This window comes from Paenibacillus sp. GYB004 (genome assembly GCF_036577605.1).
GTDB lineage: Bacteria > Bacillota > Bacilli > Paenibacillales > NBRC-103111 > Paenibacillus_AB > Paenibacillus_AB oceani.
In genome coordinates this window covers 1-17473 of sequence record NZ_JARBDB010000050.1, presented here as the reverse complement: position 1 = coordinate 17473, position 17473 = coordinate 1, and the positions used below count along the sequence as shown (strand labels likewise).

Here is a 17473-nt window from a genome sequence, read left to right as displayed (position 1 = left end):
TTGCCGTCGATTAACGAAGCAATTGCAGTACGCCTTGCGGCTGTTGGTTGGCTTGAGCCAGCATCGCTTGTGCAGCTTGAGAAAGAATGTTGTTCTTCGTGAAGTCCATCATTTCTTTCGCCATGTCTACGTCGCGGATCCGGGACTCGGATGCCGTCAAGTTTTCCGCGGAAGTTCCGAGGTTGCTGATCGTGTGCTCCAAACGGTTTTGGTATGCACCAAGCTTGGAACGCTCAGCGGATACAGTTTCCAGTGCATTGTTAACAACACTGATCGCAGTTTGTGCACCTTTACTTGTAGATACATCAACATCTTGAATGCGGAGGGCTTGAGTTCCCATCTCATTAATATCCACTTTCAATAGTTGGCCTTCATTCGCGCCGATCTGCATCGAAAGCGATGTATCAGATGCTGCATTTTGCGCTTTTTGTGTCTCAGTAAACCCACCAAATATGGTATTAAAGCTCGCAACACCAGTTGTATCAGTTGACGATTTCTGAGCGGTAAATTTAAGGTTGGAAATATCTTTAGTCGCTCCATCCGCTCCTGTAACTTTAATTTTACCGCTAGTGGTATCCAGGGAAATAGTAGAGCCTTGGAATGCATCCAAGTTACGCATAGAGTTCAGGATATCTGCAACACTCGAATCCTCACCTACGGTTATCGAAGATGCGAATCCATTACCGTTCTGGGTTCCTGTAATGTTAATTACGTTTCCTTTTTTAATACCAAGATTATTTCCATCAACATCGGACAAAGTAGAAAGTGCCGTATTAGTTGACAAAGAACCTTTTATCAGATCTGTTCCACCTGTTGTTGCATTTACACCAGAGGAGGAAACTGTAGCTGATTTATCTCCACCAAGGAGCAAACCTGCCGCTCCACCAGTGCCATCTTCAATCTTAAATGTCGAGGAACGTGCATTTGCTGTAAATGAAAGAGTATCTGTTGCACCCGACGTTGAAGTGTTAACGGTGATAGCTCCAGTTCCAAATGCTTTATCCAATTGGCTTTGCAGCGCGGTGACGACAGCATCACGTGAACTCAAGTCAGATTGAGTCAAAGTAGTTGTGTTAATTCCAGGTTGCCCCAACAGATCGATAGTGACTTTTTTGTTGCCCAAAGTAACATCGAATTTAGTATCTCCAGCAGCTCCGGTGAAATCCACGCCTGCAGCTATATCGTTACCCTTAATAGTACCTGCCGAACCAGCAAATCCGATCGCTGCAGCCGCAGATGATGCTGTGTTTACAATTACTTTCGAAGCTGCACCAGTAGAATTGGATACAAACTTAATCTTTCCGGTTTCACTATCTAATTCTGCTCTTGCTTTGCCAACCAAGCTGCTGTTGCTGTTGATCTGGTTATTTATTTCGTTAACCAAGTCTTTTGCTGTACTATAGTTGCCGGCCTTTAACGAAATTGTCTGTTCGGCTTCACCATCAACACTCAAGGATATCTGATCATTAGAGCCTGCAGAAATAACCGTTCCAGCTGTAACTGCATTAATTGTATTGGTTCCTTTAGTGATGGTTGCAGGATCTAAAGTTTCGGCGACAGCGTTGGAAGTAGCTGTACCAAACAGATTTGTGCCTGTTGCAGTTACTTGGAATGTATCGGTTCCCATGTTAGAGGTAAGTTTCAGATGCCCGTTACCGTCATCTCCAACTGTTACGATCCCTGCTCCAAACGCAGTATCCAACTTAGATTGCAAGTCTGTTTTAATTTTATCAAATGTATAGCTAGTTCCAGCCGTATAACCGAAAGTAATAGCTTTGGCGGCGGCTGCACCAATTTTTAAAGAGAAATCAAGATCAGTTGCAGCAGTTGTAGTAAATCCGCTCTTCAAGTCTGCAGTTCCAGTAATAGTGTCGGCTTTTCCTTTAAAGCCCAACGCCATCAAAGCACTTTGTCCAGCTGTAGCCGAGTTTGTCGCTGTGAGGCTAATTCCTGCCGAGCTACCATTCGCTACAGTAGTAATCTTAAGATGATTATCCGCAGTTAAACTTGCTACCGCTTGATTAAACTGAGATTTACTATCTGCGGCACCGACAGCCGTCTTTATGGCTTCGTTTATTGCATCCACTAATTCAGAACGCGAATATCCATTACCTGTGCTAGCGGCAATTTGTACTTCAGCGGCTGCATTATTCCCGTTAATATTAATTATAAACTTGTCATTTACTCCAGTTTGGATAATGGTTTTCTCAGCGAGTACGCCTTTACCCGTTAACGAATAGCCAGTACCCGTTTGTCCTGCAGAGGAAGAGCTAATGCTAGCTTCTAAACCAGCAGCAGCTGTTCCACCAGTTGCGAGGATATCACCGGCCTTGAACGCATTCGATACTTCAACAGAACCTTGAGCCGTCTTAGCAGCAGACAAGCTACCGTTCAACAATTTCTTAGTGTTGAACTCAGTCGTGCTAGCAATCCGGTCTACTTCGGATTTCAACTGAGAAACTTCTTTTTGCAGTTCTGCGCGGTCTGCATCTGTCGAAGTGTCGTTCGCTGCTTGTACAGCAAGTTCGCGCATACGTTGCAGAATGTTATGAGTCGTGCTCAGAGCACCCTCAGCCGTTTGGATCAACGAGATGGAGTCTTGCGAGTTGCGGCTAGCTTGCTCCAAACCACGGATTTGTCCGCGCATTTTCTCGGAGATTGCGAGACCTGCAGCGTCGTCGCCTGCACGGTTGATACGCAGACCCGAAGACAGCTTCTCAAGCGATTTGCTAGTTGCAGCAGTGTTGTTGGTCATCTGACGATGTGTGTTCAGAGACGCAATGTTGTGATTAATTCTCATTGTTTTTCTTCCTCCTTGAAAGGTATCCCCACATCCTTGTGGGAGCTCGGTCTTACTGTTTGCCAGGTCGGCCGCCCGGACAATACAGCGCCTGATTTATATATCGGAAGGAACTGTTACTTATGTTCATGTCAAATTCAAACAAAAACAGCCGATAATCGACAATTATCAGCTGTTTTCCCCGTCTATTCGAGATTCATCTATCGTTTTCTCCATTTTTCTCCGGTTTCTTCATCCATTGACTCAACTTATCGACAAGTCCGACGGATTGTGTCGCTTCCCGGTTCGATACTTGGATCATCTCATATATTTCGCTGCGATAAATTTGCACTTGCTGCGGTGCTTTGATCCCGATTTTCACCGCATCTCCTTCACTACCCAGGACGACGACCTCGATCGTATCCCCGATCATAATAGACTCGCCCTTTTTACGTGTTAATACGAGCATGTGCATCCCCCTCTTCAGCTGTTGCAGCCGTTTCAGCTTTTACATGCAGAGGATGCTGGGTCGAGTAGCCGCTGCCATGCAGAATACATTGCCGCCCAAGACGCTTGCTGCCGTTAATCAGCACCGGAGCCATCAAATTTAAGGTGGAATGGGCCAGCTCCTCTCGGACCGAGACGATCGCCCATATGGTAAGCTCCTGCCCCTCGATGATCTGAAGCTGCTGCTGTACTTCCTCCGGCACATCGAATTCGTACTCCGGATAAAATAGAAAAGGATCAGTTAGCACGAACGCGGTGTTCCCGTCATCAACAGCCTGCAAAAAGGAGAAGGGAAGCTCCGGATCCGGTGTCAGCACGGTAAACCTATGCAAGTTCTCAAATCCCGGCAAGCCGTGTTCAAACGTGAGAATACTGTCTTCCCGGATCTCAATTTCGCCAAATTGCAATGTTTGTATCTTCATCATCCATCTCACACTCCTACAGGTTCGGAAACTACAAAAAAACTATAGTCGTTACCCTATAGTTTATACGTTCCTATACTCTTGTATCAAACGCAGGAGGAGTTATTTCCACCTTGTTGTACTGCAGCATGTAAATATCCAGCTTTCCTCTGTAGTAGTCGACCTGTGGAGGATTCAGCTGCGCTCGTGAATGGACGGGACTTGGCGTAATGTTAATTTCTGGCCTGCGGGCCGTATAAGAGATGTCCACGTTGTCGAAGGAGGCCTCGCCGGCATACACCATCTCGGGGAAGCTTACTCTTACGTCCATGGCGAGTTCCGGTATAGCATCGGCTTTCGATTTATGGATCGCCGCCATACGGTTCCCATCTTCAACAATTCTGGCGGTTCCCTTCATCGCGAGTTCGCGGGCTTGCCCGTAAATCCGATGCATAACCTCCAAAATGTTAGTTCGGGACAAAGCATCCCACGCCCGGCTCTGGTCGATCTTCAGCTCGCCTTGAGGCTGTCTCATCTCTACTTTAGCCTGCGGCTGTTCGAGCTCGAGTGTGGGCCTGGGCTGCTTCATTTCATAACGGCCAAGATCCGCATCGATGCCAAGCTTGGCATACTGCTGCGATATTTGGATTTGGGGAATCGAGGGCACCGATGCTTCACTCCTTTATCAGGATGCTGTTATTACCTCAGAAAGTCGACCAGGCTCGGCTGAATCAGCTTGGATCCGGCAGATAGGGAAGCTTGGTATACATTCTCGTTCATTTTGAGATTCGTAATGACGATGGCCATGTCGGCATCTTCGGTCTTGGACTGCAGCTCCTGCACGTTAAGACCGATATCCTTTAACCGGTTCTCTGCAAGCTGAATCCGGTTTGTTTTGGCTCCGATATCCGCACGGATGTCCAGCATTTTGGTCATGCGGGAATCGATCTTGCCGATAAGTGCGCTAACTTCTTTATGATCCCCGTTCGTAAGCGCCTCCGATATTTCTCCGAAGATCGCAAACATATTGTCTTCATCCGTAGGCAGTCCGAACACTTGATTGCCTGTTACATTAATCGGCAGCTTGACGCCTACTCCGATCTCGAACTGGATCGCTCCATCATCTGTAACCTGGTTCTTGGCGTCCTCCAGCGTATACGGCTGCAGATCCGTCTTTTGTCCGTTAAACACGCGTTTGCCATTAAACTCACTGTTGGAGACATCCACCATCTGCTCGTACAGCTGCTTGACTTCCTGATTCATGATATCGAGAGCTTGCTGCGGATTTGTTCCGTTCGCTGCGCTAACTGCCATCTCACGCAGCTTATGAACCACACTGCCCGCCTGATCCATCAGCGTATCGGTAAACGTAATCCAGGAAAGCGCCGCATCCACGTTGGACTGATATTGGTCGTTGGCAGACAGCTCGCTCCGATATCTCATAGCAAAGCTGATTCCTACCGGATCGTCCGACGGTTTATTGATTTGTCGCCCTGTGGACAATTGATTCTGATAAACTTCGGAACGCAGCAGATTATTGTTTAAATTACGCAGCAATTGAGAGTTCATCATGTTCTGGGTTACTCGAAAACTCATCAGGGCCCTCCTTCTCAAACGTAATGAAAACCGGGTAGGTCAATCTTATCGACCGACGACTCCCATGCCGTTGATCACTTTATCCAATATTTCATCCTGTACGGTTAGTGCTCGTGCAGCCGCATTATAAGCATGCTGGAATTTGATCATATTGGTCATTTCTTCATCCATTGAAACGCCGCTGACGGACTGACGACGGGATTCCACTTGCTCGACTAATATTTTCTGGTTCGTCGCTTGACGATGCGCTTCCTGTGTCTGAACCCCTAACTGGCCGACAACGGCGCGGAAAAACTCATCCAGAGTCCCCCCGTTAAGTGCAACGGTCTCCGTGGAATTTGCCATAAAGTCGAACCGATTGGAACGCAACCCTGCAGCCAACAAGGCCAGATCATTATTCCCTTTGACCACTTTCACCTTATTATCGGCAGGGTCTAGATACGTTCTCATAGAAGAAGAAATATTCTCTACGTTATTAACAATGTCTGGATTTACGCTAATATTACCGGCCGTGATATTGTTGCTGCCGTCGTTTGTTTGAAAGAAGACGCCCCCCTGCTTAGCCTCTCCATTGGATAAAGCATAGCCTAAGCTGTGGAGCCCGTTAAAACCTCTAACCGTGACTTTGGTCGGCTCGGCTAATGTACGGTTGGCTATGCTTCCTGTGTAGGTAGTGCCATTAAGGATGGTACCTGCGGGAATAACAGCTCCCGCCGGAAGAGTAACCTCCGTCTCGCCTTCAACCAGAGTCTTGATCATAGCGTTCAATTCGTTACGGTAGCTGGCGACATACCCGTCCCGCGACAAAATCATCCCGTACACTTCTCCGCTCGCCAAATCCCGGCTCGTGTAGGCTTGTTCCATGGTCTCAGCTGTAAACTGAGTCACCGCTTCCCGACCATTAACCAGCTCGATATTTCCCATCCGAACGTTGTACCCGCTGTCAGTCTCCGTAACGTTCACGTTGATGATCTTGGACAAGTCGTCGAGCAGCACATCCCGCTGGTCTCTTAGATCGTTGGCGTCATTCCCCAGTCCCTCGACACGATATATCTCCTCGTTTAACTGTGCAATCTGCTGCACCATCGTATTCGTCTGGGTAACTTTTACGTTGATATTGTCCGTTAAATCGGAAGATAAATCGGATAGCTGCTTGGATGTATGGTTAAAAGCATCGCTTAGAGCGATCGCGCTTTCCTTAACAACCGACCGGGCCGTTAAGTTCTCCGGATTTTTGCTAAGCTCTTGCCACGAATTCCAGAAATTCTCGATGACTTGCCGAATTCCCGTATCTGTGGGTTCATTAATAATCGCTTCAATTTTCTCAAGTGTATCATTGCGAACAGTCCACTCTCCGAGGGATTTGTTCTCGTTGTAGTACTGCCCGTCCAAGAACCGTTCACGAATCCGGGTAATCGAAGTGAACTCCACACCTTGACCGCTTTGGCCAGGAATAGTTGTTCTCATCATTCCGATCGCTTCCATCGGCTTAGCTGCCACAAGGTTCACTACTTGTCTCGAGTATCCCCTCGTATTAACGTTCGCCACATTATGCCCCGTCGTCGTCAGCGCCGCTTGGTGGGAGAATAAGCTGCGTTTGGATATTTCTATTCCGCCGAATGTAGATCTCATTGCCGTTTCCTCTTTTCGTCGGTGGTATGACGTTTATGCTTTCTGATCGAACATCGATCTTGCCTGGTAGGTATGCTGCTCCTGCTGAGGATGCTGGTAAACGACGTCCTGGTTATCCGAGCCTACGAACACGTCGATCGAATAGTTAATATAAGCGAGCGACTGTTCGACCAGCTGCATGTTCAGCTCGTTCTCCTGCTTAATCTCGCCAATGAGCCGGACAAGCTCCTGCTGCCGTTCCACAAGCGCTTCCTTCTCTTCCAGCTTGGTTACGATTTTGCTGAGCGTGCTAACTGTGATGGCGCCCGTGACGTACATGTTCCTGGAGCGCATGTAAGCAAGCACTGCTTCCGACCGCTCCGTATCGAGCTGCTCTACACGCTTTGTCCACTTGTTTTCCTTCTGAGTCATCTGCATCAGACGTTCCACATCGTTATGCACGATCGCTTCCCGCTTGTGCCGGCTGAGCTCAAGCAAGAGCCGATGTACTTCTATCAGTTGATCCAAGCTTTGAAGAACCGCTTCCATGTCTATCGCTCACCCGCTCTCCCGCTACTTGATAAAGGGAAACAACTTCTCTGCAATATGGCCTGCTTCCACGTAATAAGTGCCGGTCGAAACCGACTGTTTCAAATGATCAAGCTTTTGGCTGCGCAGTGCGGCTTCAGCCGTCCCTTTAGCGTCCAGCAGCTCCTGCGCCTCCGGAGAGATCTGAACCGCATCCTTCTGCATCTCCCGCTTGCCCTTTATATCTGTCGGTCTCGCTTCGTGCTTCGCGTACGGATTGGCCGCGCCGATCCGCTGGATACCGTTAATTTTCAATGGGATCACCTGCTCTCTTCGTTCCTTTCAACTCCGACGATGCTAATATCGAGTATATCGGATTACTGGGTTTGATTGTTTATAGCTGTGCAAATGTTTTCTGGGCATCCGCAGCAGCATCATTTCCCGAATTTGTCCCGGTCCTTCATATAAGTGCTGCCGAAGCCGAAATGGTTTTGCCTGTCCGCTCTCCGCCGCTCATCCTCATGCAGATGCCTTACGTCCTTAGACAGCTTGCTTCGGCAATTGTCGCATATCGGGCCGTCTTTAATCAGCTCCCCACAGGATTCGCAAGGCAGCATCAAATTCGGGGCATCCTTCGCTCCGATCCGTCCTTCGCGGATAAATCGGGTGATCAGGCGTACCGATACGCCTGTTCCTTCGCTTAACTCATATAACGTGCTATCGCGGTTTTTACGCAGAAACTCCACGCATTTCCGGTAATGGTCTTCAATTTCTCTTATACAAGCCGGACAAATATTATAGCTGTTATTAACAAATACTTTCCCGCACTGCGGGCAATTGGATAAATTCACAACGCAGCCCCTCTTTCTCTATAGTCAAAAATCGGCTCCGCTCTCCTGATCCTTCTATGCTCCGGTCATCTGGCCCAAGTCAAGCCGTACACATTCGCTTCCAGCCGGCTGCAAATGGTGTCGGCGCAATAATGCAGCGTGCTTCCTGTCGTGTACACATCATCTACGATTACTATGTTTATCGGCGAATCGAGCGAATTTTTTAATAACAGATTTATCGAGGAGGGTTCGGGCGAAAAGACGCCCTTCAAATCGTTCAGCCGCTCCGAGCGCGACTTGCCGCTTTGCTTGACCGTGTCCCGGTTGCGTCTCAGAAGCGGTACGACCGGAACGTTCAGCCGTTCGCCGAGTCTGGCGGCAAGCTGGGCCGCCTGGTTAAACCCGCGGTCGTTCAGTCTCGCCTCGCTCACCGGGACGTAGGTGACGACATGCGGAGCGCCTGAACGGGTAAAGTCCCACTCATGCCGCTTGTAGGTCGTGTACAGCATCGTGGCGAACAGATTGCTTAACCGTTCGTTTTTGCGGTATTTGTAGGCGGCGAGCCATTCCTTCATCTCGGCGTCATACCGGACCGCGCTCCTGCTCAGCTGCAGCGACGCCGCTCCCCATCGCACACAGTCGGGGCAACGCTCCGCCCGCCCGCATTTTACACATCGAATCGTTTCAATCCACGGTATGCGGCTGTAGCACCTGTTGCATACGTTCAAGGACGGTACCGCATACGACTTCACAGGACAATTACAATAAGCGCAAGGACGAGTGGGCGTCCCCAGCCAAGCTTCCCCTGAGCGGATCAACCGGGACATAAGCTGCTTCCATTGAACCATAATAAACACTCCTATTGTAGAATCTGATCATATTCGGGTAAAACAAAAAACACCTCCATCGGCGGGAGGTGCTTCCTCACAGCTTCAACTGACATATTAGGGATGCTCCAACAAGTACCCCTTCCGCTTCGCCAGCCGATTCATCTGCCGGATTTGCCGAATCGCGCGTGCTTGTGATTGGGTAAGTGCCGCAGCAGCGAAAAACACTCTCCCGTTCGGATCGTCCTTCGACCGGCCGGCTCTTCCGGCCATCTGTACGAGTGCCGCAGAATCGAAGGTTCCGGAGTCGGCTTCCAGAATGAAAACATCGGTTCGCGGAACCGTCACGCCCCGCTCCAGAATCGTGGTCGTCACCAGCAGGCGAATGTTCCCTTGGCGAAAATTCGTAACCTTGTCCGCCCTATGCGGATCTTGAGAGGACGTTCCTTCAACGCTGCAACTGGGAAACTGTCTGCGTAACGCCTCCACCGTCGGTTCCACCTCGCGAATTTTCGGCACGAAAACGAACAATTGCGCACCCCTGTCGATCGATCGCTGCAGTGCCGTTTTTAGATTCGAAGGAACGCGTCCCTTCCAGCCCGACATCACCTTGATTTTCAATATGCGGGGGACAGGAAGCGGATGGCGGTGAAAACGGACCGGTACTTTCACATGTTCCAGCCGGCCTCGCTCAGCGTCGCGAATAAAACCCGCCGGCGGTGTTGCCGACAACAGCACGTAAGCTCCGTCAGACGTACACACCCGCTGCGCGGCTGCCTGAAGCATGGGATTATTGTGGTAAGGAAACGCGTTGATTTTAATTAGTATATTAAAAACCCCCTATGGGTTTTAGGGGGTTATTGCTTGATGTACTGTGATATCACTACGCCAATTATTTCCTTATGCTCATTATATAGTCTAAGTTTCATATCAGAACATAAAACAATCGAATTGGATGAGGGTGACATTTTGGCGTCAATCAATACAACATCACCTATTTCAATTCTGCCCACTGCATTCCTTGCTCGAAGGTAGTATTCGTTGATATCGTTATCGAAATGTTCTCTGCTTATTGTTTCCATCCTACCACTTCCTTATTTCAGTAAGGTAAGTTAATTGTAGCTTGTATACTATTAGCTCGTAAGTACGCACCGCATGGTATAATTGTTATCATTCTCAAATCTATATACCATCGAGGTGGCCCATGCCGGAAGTCCGCATGGGGAGAAGTAAAGTGCCTGAACTACTTATCAAGCGAGGTAAGACCCAAGTCGAACTAGCTGAATTTCTCGGAGTGTCAGAAGGATTCGTTTCTCAAGTCTGTAGGGGAAAAAGTAATCTGTCGCCACTTACGATGAAGAAGGCCGCTTACTATTTAGGCGTCCGCATGGACGATTTAAACGACTGGTTCCTTATCAAAGATGACGGCACGGTGCTAGAGCTAAAATAGCTCTAACTCCCCGCCCGGACTTTAGCTACACTTAAGTTTTTGTCAGAAAACCCCTTATTCCAATGGCATCACCCCTGTACTGTAAACGATTTCCTGTACTTATAATAGGATAAATATTCCTTATTTGATAGCGGTATTTAATGGAATAATATAGTATAAAGTAACATCCTTTCCATACCGATTCTCATTTAAACCGGACCCGGCAACTTTGTTATGAATCGCGAATACCCTTCCTTACTTTTGATCAAGTTCAGCGAGTGATAGCGCGGCAATCGCAACAAATCCTCTAGTTCGAACGGATGCAGCTCATCTTTAAGTTCGTCATAATTCTTTTTATCGCATCCGGAAATGAGCATATAACTGGCATTCGCGCTCCGAAGCTCCGTCCGAATGTACTGGATCTGATTGATATAGTGGCAGCTGATAATCGGTTTGAGGCCAAACTTTGCGAGCCTGCTCAATTTATCCGAGAGGAATTTTTGGGTGTTCTCGACTTGGTAAAGCTCATCGATCACCAGGTTAACCTTCCTTAGCTTATTTCGATCCCCTACGCGACTCTCGCGGATCTGGAGCGCAAGCCAAAGCTTCGTCATCCAATACGTTGTATAAACATCCCGCTCACTGTCCGTGCCGAACATCGTCTCCGGCATTTTGAAGCAGATTAATTGGTTCTGCTGCAGCTCCTCTGCCATGTTGATATTGCCGGACGTAGATCGTTTGAGCATCATTTCCATATATGTGTTGGCCTTCAGCTTATTCAACCGATCGATCACCCCAGTTATTAAGTGATCCTTCGTCCCGTAAACCTCTGGTTCTGTCCGCGTCGTTTTCCCTTCCTTGATCTTAACTTCTCGATACTCGTCGAGTTCGTCCAGGCTCGCGATATATTCTGAAAGGTTTTCTTTTTGAGATTCCGGCACCGCGTCTATAAATCGGCGTCGCGCCTTATAATCCGTCAGCACCGTGAAAACATCCCGGATGCTGCCACCTTGGATAAATACCGCGAGGCTTGCGCTGGTTAGATATCGTTCCATCTTGGCACTCAGGCGGGTGTCGTCGGAATTGACCGAATTGATCAAGGTCAGGAGCTGCGTAGTTTGCTTTTTGGCATTGTCATATTGTTGGAACGGGTCAGCGGATACGCCTACCTCGTTGTATCCAAGTCCCTGCATCGTCTTCGGATCACCGCAGTCAATCGTCAGGGTCTTTTCGGGTGGGAACAGTGCAGACACTTCACTGCTTAATTGGCAACTGCCAATAAAATCAAAGATGATCACACATTCCCCGGCCCCGATAGCATCCCGGCTTAAATTGCCGATTAGTGTTGATTTGCCGGCGCGTGTTGGGCCGATCAGCACAAGGGTCAGGTTCTTGTACTCACGATCATCTGATAGGTAAGCGGCCTGCTCATGCCCGCGGTACCGGTTGACGCCGATCCGAAGCGTGCCGGCCCGCAAGTCCTCCGGGACCTCCGTCTCCTGCGTCTCAACTTTTTCTATGAAGTTGTAACGTTCGAGCACATCGCGCCCGGCCAATGCTATTAGGTTTTGACATTCCTCGTCACCCATTTTATTAATTGCCGCACCCCGGATACTGTAGTCCGTATAGCGCAGCTGGCCCCGGTATGGACGGTACACCAGCCGGTTATCGTCGGTGATCGTGTCAAAGCTCTGTGCAAGGCTCCGAGCGTTGTTTCGCTGCCGGACGGAATCGCTGCTTTGGCTTAATACGAGGACTTGAGTATTAAGGACCGTCGCATTTGCTTTACGGTGCGTACTCTCGCTGATCTTCCGGCCACCGTTAAGCCGCTCGAGCGCTTGCTCAAACAATCCGACCGTATTGGAGCTTTCGCCCTTTTTGGGTCCGACTACGGCCGCTGTGACCGTGCCAACAATACTAGATAACATCGATATCGTGATTTTAAACAAATACCAGGTGTCCAGCTTGTTACGGTCCACCGGCACGTTGTTCTTGACCTTTTCGATCGTGTCACTGTAGGCGTTCCGCCAGCTAAATTGAGATGTTGGGATAAAGTTGTAAAACACTCCGACGCGGTCTCCCTCCTCGAGTACATCTATTATATTTAGTGTTGATTGCAGGAGATCGTTGTCACGGCGGTCCGTTCTTAAACTCAACCCGTCCTCCTTAGCATACGTGAGCTGGTACTTTGTCACGGAACCATTAAACTGCGGCAGCTCGCTGACCTCCTCGATCGTGATGCTCTTCCAGCAGTCGCTGATCTTTTCTCGAAGCACGCTGGTATGCTGCTTTGGAATGACGAAGTAAAACTCGACCTTTTGTTTTTCGATATAGACGAAATAGGCCACCTTGGAATTTATCGTATAGGTCAGCCCGATCCTCGCTTCCTCTCGCCTGATATTCTGGGTGACGTTTCTGTACAGGCTGGCGATTGATCGAGCGATTTTGTGTGTATTGTTATTGCGGATCGAGTTGTTCGGTTTGAGCCGCAAAAAGACATATTCCGGGCGTACGATGCGGATAGCTTCACTGATCTTCAAATGCCCTCACCCCAACAGATATTTGATCAGCACATATGCGACCGTTAATAGCCCGGCCCACCGAGTGCCCTTTTCCCATCCGGCCACATGCAGAATAATTGCCAATCCGCCGCCGATCAACGCAATCGAATACGATAGATCGACGACCAGGTCGCGAACGCCCTCCAAAAAACCCAGCATTACCTTATAGGTGAAGCTCCGGGCATGGTCGCCTACGCTCTGCTGCGCCTCTCCAATTGCCTTCTCCACCACTTTGCCGAGTATCCCCAGTTGCGGATCAACAAACGCTCCAGCGCCGTTTACGAGTCCGATATGCACGTGAGGTCCGGTACTATTTCCGGTATTACCGCTCAACGCGATTAGATCGCCAGAGAACACCCGATCGCCGATGCGGACCTTGGCTTCCGACAGATGGCCAAGGATATACTGATAACCTGTTTTGGTTTTGACAAACACCGCTTTGCCAAGTCCATTGTTTCCGTAATCAGCAATTCGGGAAACCACTCCATCAGCCGGTGCGTACAGCTTAGAACCATTCGGAAGCGCTACGTCAATTCCAGTATGCGGGGTAACGTGAATGGAATTGATTTCCCCGAACTTTGCCGTAATACGCGGTGCGGCTATCATGAGGACTCCATCCCCTCAAAGAGCTTATCAATCTCTCCCATTCCCCATGGGAGTGCCCAGAGAATAGCGTAAGTGACCAAGTAGCCCAAAAAGTTTCGCTTTGCCGCCTGCAAATCACCATCAGCAACGCTTTTTATGGTGTCTATGCCACCCTTGGCTACAATCACCCATTTGCCGACGTTAAGAAGCTTCTTGTAAATTTTCTCGGCCCCCACGTCGATCCCGGTACTGGCCGCAAAGGCTGAAGCTGGGATCGCAAGTAATACAACCGTAATACCTGCCGTTTTGAACACTGTTTCTTTTGAAAATACTCTCCGTTTCATTTCCCCGCGGAGCTGCTGCAGATCGATAACGTAGCACTTCGCTTGCTCCATGTCGCTTCCCTCGCTTTATCTTTTTTGGTTCGGTATAAAAACCACCGGTTTTGAACGAGCACTCTCGACCACCCGATTTTGCTGATCCGGACGAACAAGGGGCCGCTCCGTTACTTCTAACCGTTTTGTCGTAGTTAATCCAAGAATCAGACGTAAGCCATCACGACATAAATCGGACAAAGCGCTGGCGTCTATACTATCGATCGCTTTGGCCAGATCAGTATCAACTTTGCGTAGTCGGAACGAGAATGTATTACCTTTGCGTGACAACCGCATCACCTCCGTATGACGTTTGTGATACAGCTTATTGGGTGCGGCTTGTTCAATATGTTGGGTTTTCTTAAGGTTTCGGGAATAAATTTTGCCATGTTTGTCCACGCTTAAAACAAAGGAGTTGGACAAACATGAGCAATTCGATACCGTGGAAAAAGGATAGATCAAGACTTGGATATTGGATGGATAATCATAATATTTCGCAGCAATGGCTTGGCAATAAAACGGGGCTTAATCGATCTACAATTACAGAGCTGTGTAACAACTCGGAATATACGCCGCATAACGCAACGCGGGCGACAATAATTAAAGCGCTCCGTCAGGTGGATCCCAACGTAAGCGCCTCGGATTTTTGGTAAACGTATTACGTATTACACCCCAATATACTACAGCCTTCGGCGGCCATCGCTCGGGGCGCGCTGGACGCGGTTTACGTCCTGCTTTGTAAAGCGTATGCGTGAAACATGCCGATTTATGCACGTCTTCTCTATCCGTCCAACTTTTTATTTTATTGATTGCTACGGAGACGGATGGTATTATTATCCTGTTTAGACTTTGATCTAGATGGGGGCGATCAGCTGGGGTTGGGGGATTTTTCGCAACGAAATCGAACGCGGACCTCGTTCCGCTTCAAGCGGTCGCTGAAGCATTTGGAACTGGCGTTGTGTGGGATGTAAGAAATGAAAAAATTTTGATTGATCCAGTGAATTCGCAACAGTCTCAGAGCTCAGAAGCCCCACAGGGGTCTTACAAAGTTGGCGATATAGTATTTAGTGACGTATCGGCTAAACATGTATTGAATAATCATTGGAACATAGCTGTCAATGTAAAAAATACTTCTGCTAAAAACTACAGTTATATTTCCTTCACTATATCCTTTTTTGATGGTAACGGGAAAAGAGTAGGGACAGCACAAGATACCGTACACGATCTCAACGCAAATGAATCAAAGACAGCAACATTTTCATCAATAGACGACATCTCGTCTTATAAAACAATGAAATTTCAAATTAATGTTATCAAATGAAATACGAATTAAGCCCCTGTGAATTAAACAGGGGCATTCTTATTCCCTCGATACTCAACCCAGCCAGCCTTGTCAAAGCACTCCTTCCTTAACAAGTTCAGACTCATATATGCCTAAATAATGATTCATTTTGATTTCAACATCGGATCGGAGTGTCCCCCATAAAAAAGCAACTTTCCCCATATATCCTCGGCACAGATATTCGTGGATTACTTCCTTTTCTGAGCGATCCCCATCATAAACTTTGATTCCTCGTTTACGCATTTCGATTCTGATCTTTGTTAGATCACGGACAATCTCGCCTATGACCAAGTTAAATTTAGCGACGTACGGTTTGTATGTTTTAAAAATCTGTTCGGTTTCCATCTTCTTCATGTCCCGTTCAAAAACATTCAGAACATGTGGCAAAACTATATATTCCTTTATTAGCTGCATTTCGAGTTCATCGGGGATCTGCGCTTTCTTCAGTGCTTGCATTTTGGTTGCCTCCTATACGAACATTTGTTCTTATTATAGACAGGAAGGCGAAAACAATGCAATGACAAAAAAAGGAGCAGCGAGGTTATCCCTCCTGCTCCTTCTTATGCTCAATTACATCGTTTGGCGTGCAACCGAAGTACGAACAAATCTTGTCGATTACTTCAAGGGAGACATACTCGTTCTTCCCCATTTTCGCAAGCGTAGAGGACGACAAGCCGAGCGCTTCTCGCATTTCAGTTTTTGTCATCTCCCGATCCACTAACATCATCCAAAGTGGTTTGTATGAAAACATCTCGTTCACCCTTTATTAAATAATTTGTCTGTATAATAACAAATATTATTCGCGAAAGCAAATAAAACGTTTGACAACATGTTTATATAATGATATATTATGTTTAGGAAGTCGAACAAATGATTTCCCGAAAGGGTGAGAAAATGCAAGATTGGGATTGGGACGGTATCTTGTCCTCGGTAATCCAGCTGGCCGCAGCGATTATAATTTACAAGGCCGCCAAGCTGGAATGGACAAAGAAAAAAGGAACCAAACGCCAGCGCAAGCCACGCAAACGTAAATAGGTTCCCTCGGAGGGGAGTTAGCGCCTCCCCTCCTCCCAATCTTAACATAACAAGGAGGCTGATCCTATGCTGGAGACAATTATCAAATTTGCTGGGCCGGTGGCGCTGCTGATCGCGGCTATCTACTACTACCGGGCACGGCGTAAATAAACGGGAGGGATCCGGGATTATTACGGGATGGATGTGGACGGCCGTTGCACCCGGCCAGCAGCTATACGTGCTTATTATTCTGCTAGCGATCGGGACATTGGGTTTCGGGGTGCTCACGGTTTTGGAGATTCGATATAGACGGGATAAGAAGCGTGAAGAGGAAGAGGAGCGGAAAAATATAAAGAAGTATCCGCCGTTTGAATAGCGGAACAATATACGCCCAAATGAATAATCTAACTTTGTGGTCCCCTTTAGGAGATAGTACCTTACCAGTCATATGATGACTGGTCTTTTTTTTCGAAAAAAAAGAACGGGAGGTGGGTGATCCCCCGTTCATAGAGAAATGGAGTGAACTGGAGTACGCTGCCAGTACTCCAGTCGTGGATGCGAGGGATCACTGCAAATCCCCTATGTTATACTATGCAGTACAATTTATGTGTGCTTAGGCTATTGCCATCATTAATACCCTACCGCCATCGGGCCAGCGGGGTTCTTCTTTATTTCATTTTACGCAATACTGCCCCAAGCTCTGCCCAGGTCGGCGTGGTATCCGGATCGCGGACCGCATCCGTCAGCCCTTGCGCGTTCAGCCACTCCACAGACTCCTGTTTCCAGTTCTTCGGCTGCTCGACCGACTGATCCGGCTGCAAGAAGATCAGCAGCGCATGATGGACGGCTCTCTCGTTCTCCCCGATATTTTCGTCCTGGTTTAGCCCGCCGGACCGGTCCGCGATCACGGAGCTGCCGCCGCCGTCGCCATTAATCGCCCACACCGCTCCTTTGTCGAGCATGTAAAGAGCCATCTCCTCAAGGGTCAGCCCCTGATCGGAGCGTGTACGGCCATCGGAAACCGCAAGCAGCAGGTTGCCTTCGGCGTCGATCCCGGCAAACGTCCGCTGACAGCGCACGAGGTTACCG

The 17473-nt window shown here is 48.4% G+C and carries 22 protein-coding genes and 1 pseudogene; 4 read left to right on the top strand and 19 right to left on the bottom strand.

Annotated features, from left to right (window positions below):
* Positions 1-10 precede the first annotated feature (10 nt).
* The 12 genes and pseudogenes from PV433_RS21250 to PV433_RS21195 form a co-directional block, all read right to left on the bottom strand.
* Positions 11-340, bottom strand: a complete 330-nt coding sequence (locus PV433_RS21250; RefSeq protein ID WP_332074120.1) for a flagellin — start codon at positions 338-340, stop codon at positions 11-13.
* Between the two features lie 2036 nt (positions 341-2376).
* A pseudogene (locus tag PV433_RS21245) lies at positions 2377-2800 on the bottom strand (flagellin N-terminal helical domain-containing protein); the annotation flags it as partial.
* Positions 2801-2996: 196 nt separating this feature from the next.
* The gene (gene csrA, locus PV433_RS21240) at positions 2997-3248 is read right to left on the bottom strand and encodes a carbon storage regulator CsrA (RefSeq protein ID WP_190929267.1); all 252 of its coding nucleotides are present in this window, start codon (positions 3246-3248) and stop codon (positions 2997-2999) included.
* Positions 3229-3711, bottom strand: coding sequence for a flagellar assembly protein FliW (fliW, locus tag PV433_RS21235; protein ID WP_190929266.1), 483 nt, complete (start codon positions 3709-3711; stop codon positions 3229-3231). The genes csrA and fliW overlap by 20 nt, the downstream gene beginning before the upstream one ends.
* 70 nt (positions 3712-3781) lie before the next feature.
* Entirely contained in the window at positions 3782-4354 is a 573-nt protein-coding gene (locus tag PV433_RS21230) for a DUF6470 family protein (RefSeq protein ID WP_317891225.1), read from the bottom strand.
* A 32-nt stretch (positions 4355-4386) separates the two neighbouring features.
* Complete coding sequence (gene flgL / locus PV433_RS21225) at positions 4387-5283, bottom strand: flagellar hook-associated protein FlgL (RefSeq protein ID WP_190929265.1); 897 nt, start codon at positions 5281-5283, stop codon at positions 4387-4389.
* A 45-nt stretch (positions 5284-5328) separates the two neighbouring features.
* The gene (flgK, locus tag PV433_RS21220) at positions 5329-6915 is read right to left on the bottom strand and encodes a flagellar hook-associated protein FlgK (RefSeq protein WP_332074063.1); all 1587 of its coding nucleotides are present in this window, start codon (positions 6913-6915) and stop codon (positions 5329-5331) included.
* A 33-nt stretch (positions 6916-6948) separates the two neighbouring features.
* Positions 6949-7443, bottom strand: a complete 495-nt coding sequence (locus PV433_RS21215) for a flagellar protein FlgN (protein WP_332074062.1) — start codon at positions 7441-7443, stop codon at positions 6949-6951.
* 24 nt (positions 7444-7467) lie between these two features.
* Complete coding sequence (locus PV433_RS21210) at positions 7468-7746, bottom strand: flagellar biosynthesis anti-sigma factor FlgM (protein ID WP_332074061.1); 279 nt, start codon at positions 7744-7746, stop codon at positions 7468-7470.
* Between the two features lie 110 nt (positions 7747-7856).
* Positions 7857-8273, bottom strand: coding sequence for a TIGR03826 family flagellar region protein (locus tag PV433_RS21205; protein WP_332074060.1), 417 nt, complete (start codon positions 8271-8273; stop codon positions 7857-7859).
* A gap of 65 nt (positions 8274-8338) precedes the next feature.
* Positions 8339-9100, bottom strand: coding sequence for a ComF family protein (locus PV433_RS21200; RefSeq protein ID WP_332074059.1), 762 nt, complete (start codon positions 9098-9100; stop codon positions 8339-8341).
* Between the two features lie 96 nt (positions 9101-9196).
* Positions 9197-9811 (bottom strand): helicase-related protein, encoded by a 615-nt coding sequence (locus PV433_RS21195; protein WP_332074058.1) that lies wholly within the window; start codon positions 9809-9811, stop codon positions 9197-9199.
* A gap of 472 nt (positions 9812-10283) precedes the next feature.
* Between PV433_RS21195 and PV433_RS34195 the strand changes: the two genes are divergently transcribed.
* Positions 10284-10529 carry a helix-turn-helix transcriptional regulator gene (locus tag PV433_RS34195; protein ID WP_442951558.1) on the top strand — a complete coding sequence of 82 codons (246 nt, stop codon included), beginning with the start codon at positions 10284-10286 and terminating at the stop codon, positions 10527-10529.
* Positions 10530-10717: 188 nt separating this feature from the next.
* Here PV433_RS34195 and PV433_RS21190 read toward each other — a convergent pair whose 3' ends face one another.
* The 4 genes from PV433_RS21190 to PV433_RS21175 are packed head-to-tail and all read right to left on the bottom strand — an operon-like array spanning position 10718 to position 14319.
* Positions 10718-13048 (bottom strand): hypothetical protein, encoded by a 2331-nt coding sequence (locus PV433_RS21190; RefSeq protein WP_332074057.1) that lies wholly within the window; start codon positions 13046-13048, stop codon positions 10718-10720.
* A gap of 6 nt (positions 13049-13054) precedes the next feature.
* Entirely contained in the window at positions 13055-13675 is a 621-nt protein-coding gene (locus PV433_RS21185) for a M23 family metallopeptidase (RefSeq protein ID WP_332074056.1), read from the bottom strand.
* A complete protein-coding gene (locus tag PV433_RS21180) occupies positions 13672-14049 on the bottom strand; it encodes a hypothetical protein (RefSeq protein WP_332074055.1) in 378 nt (125 codons plus the stop codon). Before PV433_RS21180 ends, PV433_RS21185 begins: the two co-directional genes overlap by 4 nt.
* A 15-nt stretch (positions 14050-14064) precedes the next feature.
* On the bottom strand, positions 14065-14319 hold the full coding sequence (locus PV433_RS21175; RefSeq protein ID WP_332074054.1) for a hypothetical protein: 255 nt from the start codon (positions 14317-14319) through the stop codon (positions 14065-14067).
* A 134-nt stretch (positions 14320-14453) separates the two neighbouring features.
* Here PV433_RS21175 and PV433_RS21170 point away from each other — a divergent pair, with 134 nt between their 5' ends.
* Together PV433_RS21170 and PV433_RS21165 are read left to right on the top strand one after the other, a co-directional pair.
* On the top strand, positions 14454-14681 hold the full coding sequence (locus PV433_RS21170) for an XRE family transcriptional regulator (RefSeq protein WP_332074053.1): 228 nt from the start codon (positions 14454-14456) through the stop codon (positions 14679-14681).
* Positions 14682-14986: 305 nt separating this feature from the next.
* Positions 14987-15349: an FxLYD domain-containing protein gene (locus PV433_RS21165; protein ID WP_332074052.1), complete on the top strand. Its 363-nt coding sequence runs from the start codon at positions 14987-14989 to the stop codon at positions 15347-15349.
* Between the two features lie 72 nt (positions 15350-15421).
* On the opposite strand, the gene PV433_RS21160 is transcribed toward PV433_RS21165, so the two are convergent.
* Both PV433_RS21160 and PV433_RS21155 read right to left on the bottom strand, forming a co-directional pair.
* Entirely contained in the window at positions 15422-15826 is a 405-nt protein-coding gene (locus tag PV433_RS21160; RefSeq protein WP_332074051.1) for a hypothetical protein, read from the bottom strand.
* 85 nt (positions 15827-15911) lie between these two features.
* Entirely contained in the window at positions 15912-16094 is a 183-nt protein-coding gene (locus PV433_RS21155) for a helix-turn-helix domain-containing protein (protein WP_332074119.1), read from the bottom strand.
* 146 nt (positions 16095-16240) lie between these two features.
* Here PV433_RS21155 and PV433_RS21150 point away from each other — a divergent pair, with 146 nt between their 5' ends.
* Entirely contained in the window at positions 16241-16405 is a 165-nt protein-coding gene (locus PV433_RS21150) for a hypothetical protein (protein ID WP_332074050.1), read from the top strand.
* Between the two features lie 647 nt (positions 16406-17052).
* On the opposite strand, the gene PV433_RS21145 is transcribed toward PV433_RS21150, so the two are convergent.
* Positions 17053-17473: phosphodiester glycosidase family protein (locus PV433_RS21145; protein WP_332074049.1), on the bottom strand; the 421-nt coding region annotated here is incomplete at its 5' end.

Coding starts and splice junctions, on each gene's coding strand:
- flgK (WP_332074063.1), bottom strand. CDS start 6,915: ATGAGATCTACATTCGGCGGAATAGAAATATCCAAACGCAGCTTATTC.
- csrA (WP_190929267.1), bottom strand. CDS start 3,248: ATGCTCGTATTAACACGTAAAAAGGGCGAGTCTATTATGATCGGGGAT.
- PV433_RS21215 (WP_332074062.1), bottom strand. CDS start 7,443: ATGGAAGCGGTTCTTCAAAGCTTGGATCAACTGATAGAAGTACATCGG.
- PV433_RS21155 (WP_332074119.1), bottom strand. CDS start 16,094: ATGTTAGTGGATCGGGAGATGACAAAAACTGAAATGCGAGAAGCGCTC.
- PV433_RS21150 (WP_332074050.1), top strand. CDS start 16,241: ATGATTTCCCGAAAGGGTGAGAAAATGCAAGATTGGGATTGGGACGGT.
- PV433_RS21160 (WP_332074051.1), bottom strand. CDS start 15,826: ATGCAAGCACTGAAGAAAGCGCAGATCCCCGATGAACTCGAAATGCAG.
- PV433_RS34195 (WP_442951558.1), top strand. CDS start 10,284: ATGCCGGAAGTCCGCATGGGGAGAAGTAAAGTGCCTGAACTACTTATC.
- PV433_RS21170 (WP_332074053.1), top strand. CDS start 14,454: ATGAGCAATTCGATACCGTGGAAAAAGGATAGATCAAGACTTGGATAT.
- PV433_RS21180 (WP_332074055.1), bottom strand. CDS start 14,049: ATGGAGCAAGCGAAGTGCTACGTTATCGATCTGCAGCAGCTCCGCGGG.
- PV433_RS21200 (WP_332074059.1), bottom strand. CDS start 9,100: ATGGTTCAATGGAAGCAGCTTATGTCCCGGTTGATCCGCTCAGGGGAA.
- PV433_RS21185 (WP_332074056.1), bottom strand. CDS start 13,675: ATGATAGCCGCACCGCGTATTACGGCAAAGTTCGGGGAAATCAATTCC.
- PV433_RS21250 (WP_332074120.1), bottom strand. CDS start 340: ATGGGAACTCAAGCCCTCCGCATTCAAGATGTTGATGTATCTACAAGT.
- flgL (WP_190929265.1), bottom strand. CDS start 5,283: ATGAGTTTTCGAGTAACCCAGAACATGATGAACTCTCAATTGCTGCGT.
- fliW (WP_190929266.1), bottom strand. CDS start 3,711: ATGATGAAGATACAAACATTGCAATTTGGCGAAATTGAGATCCGGGAA.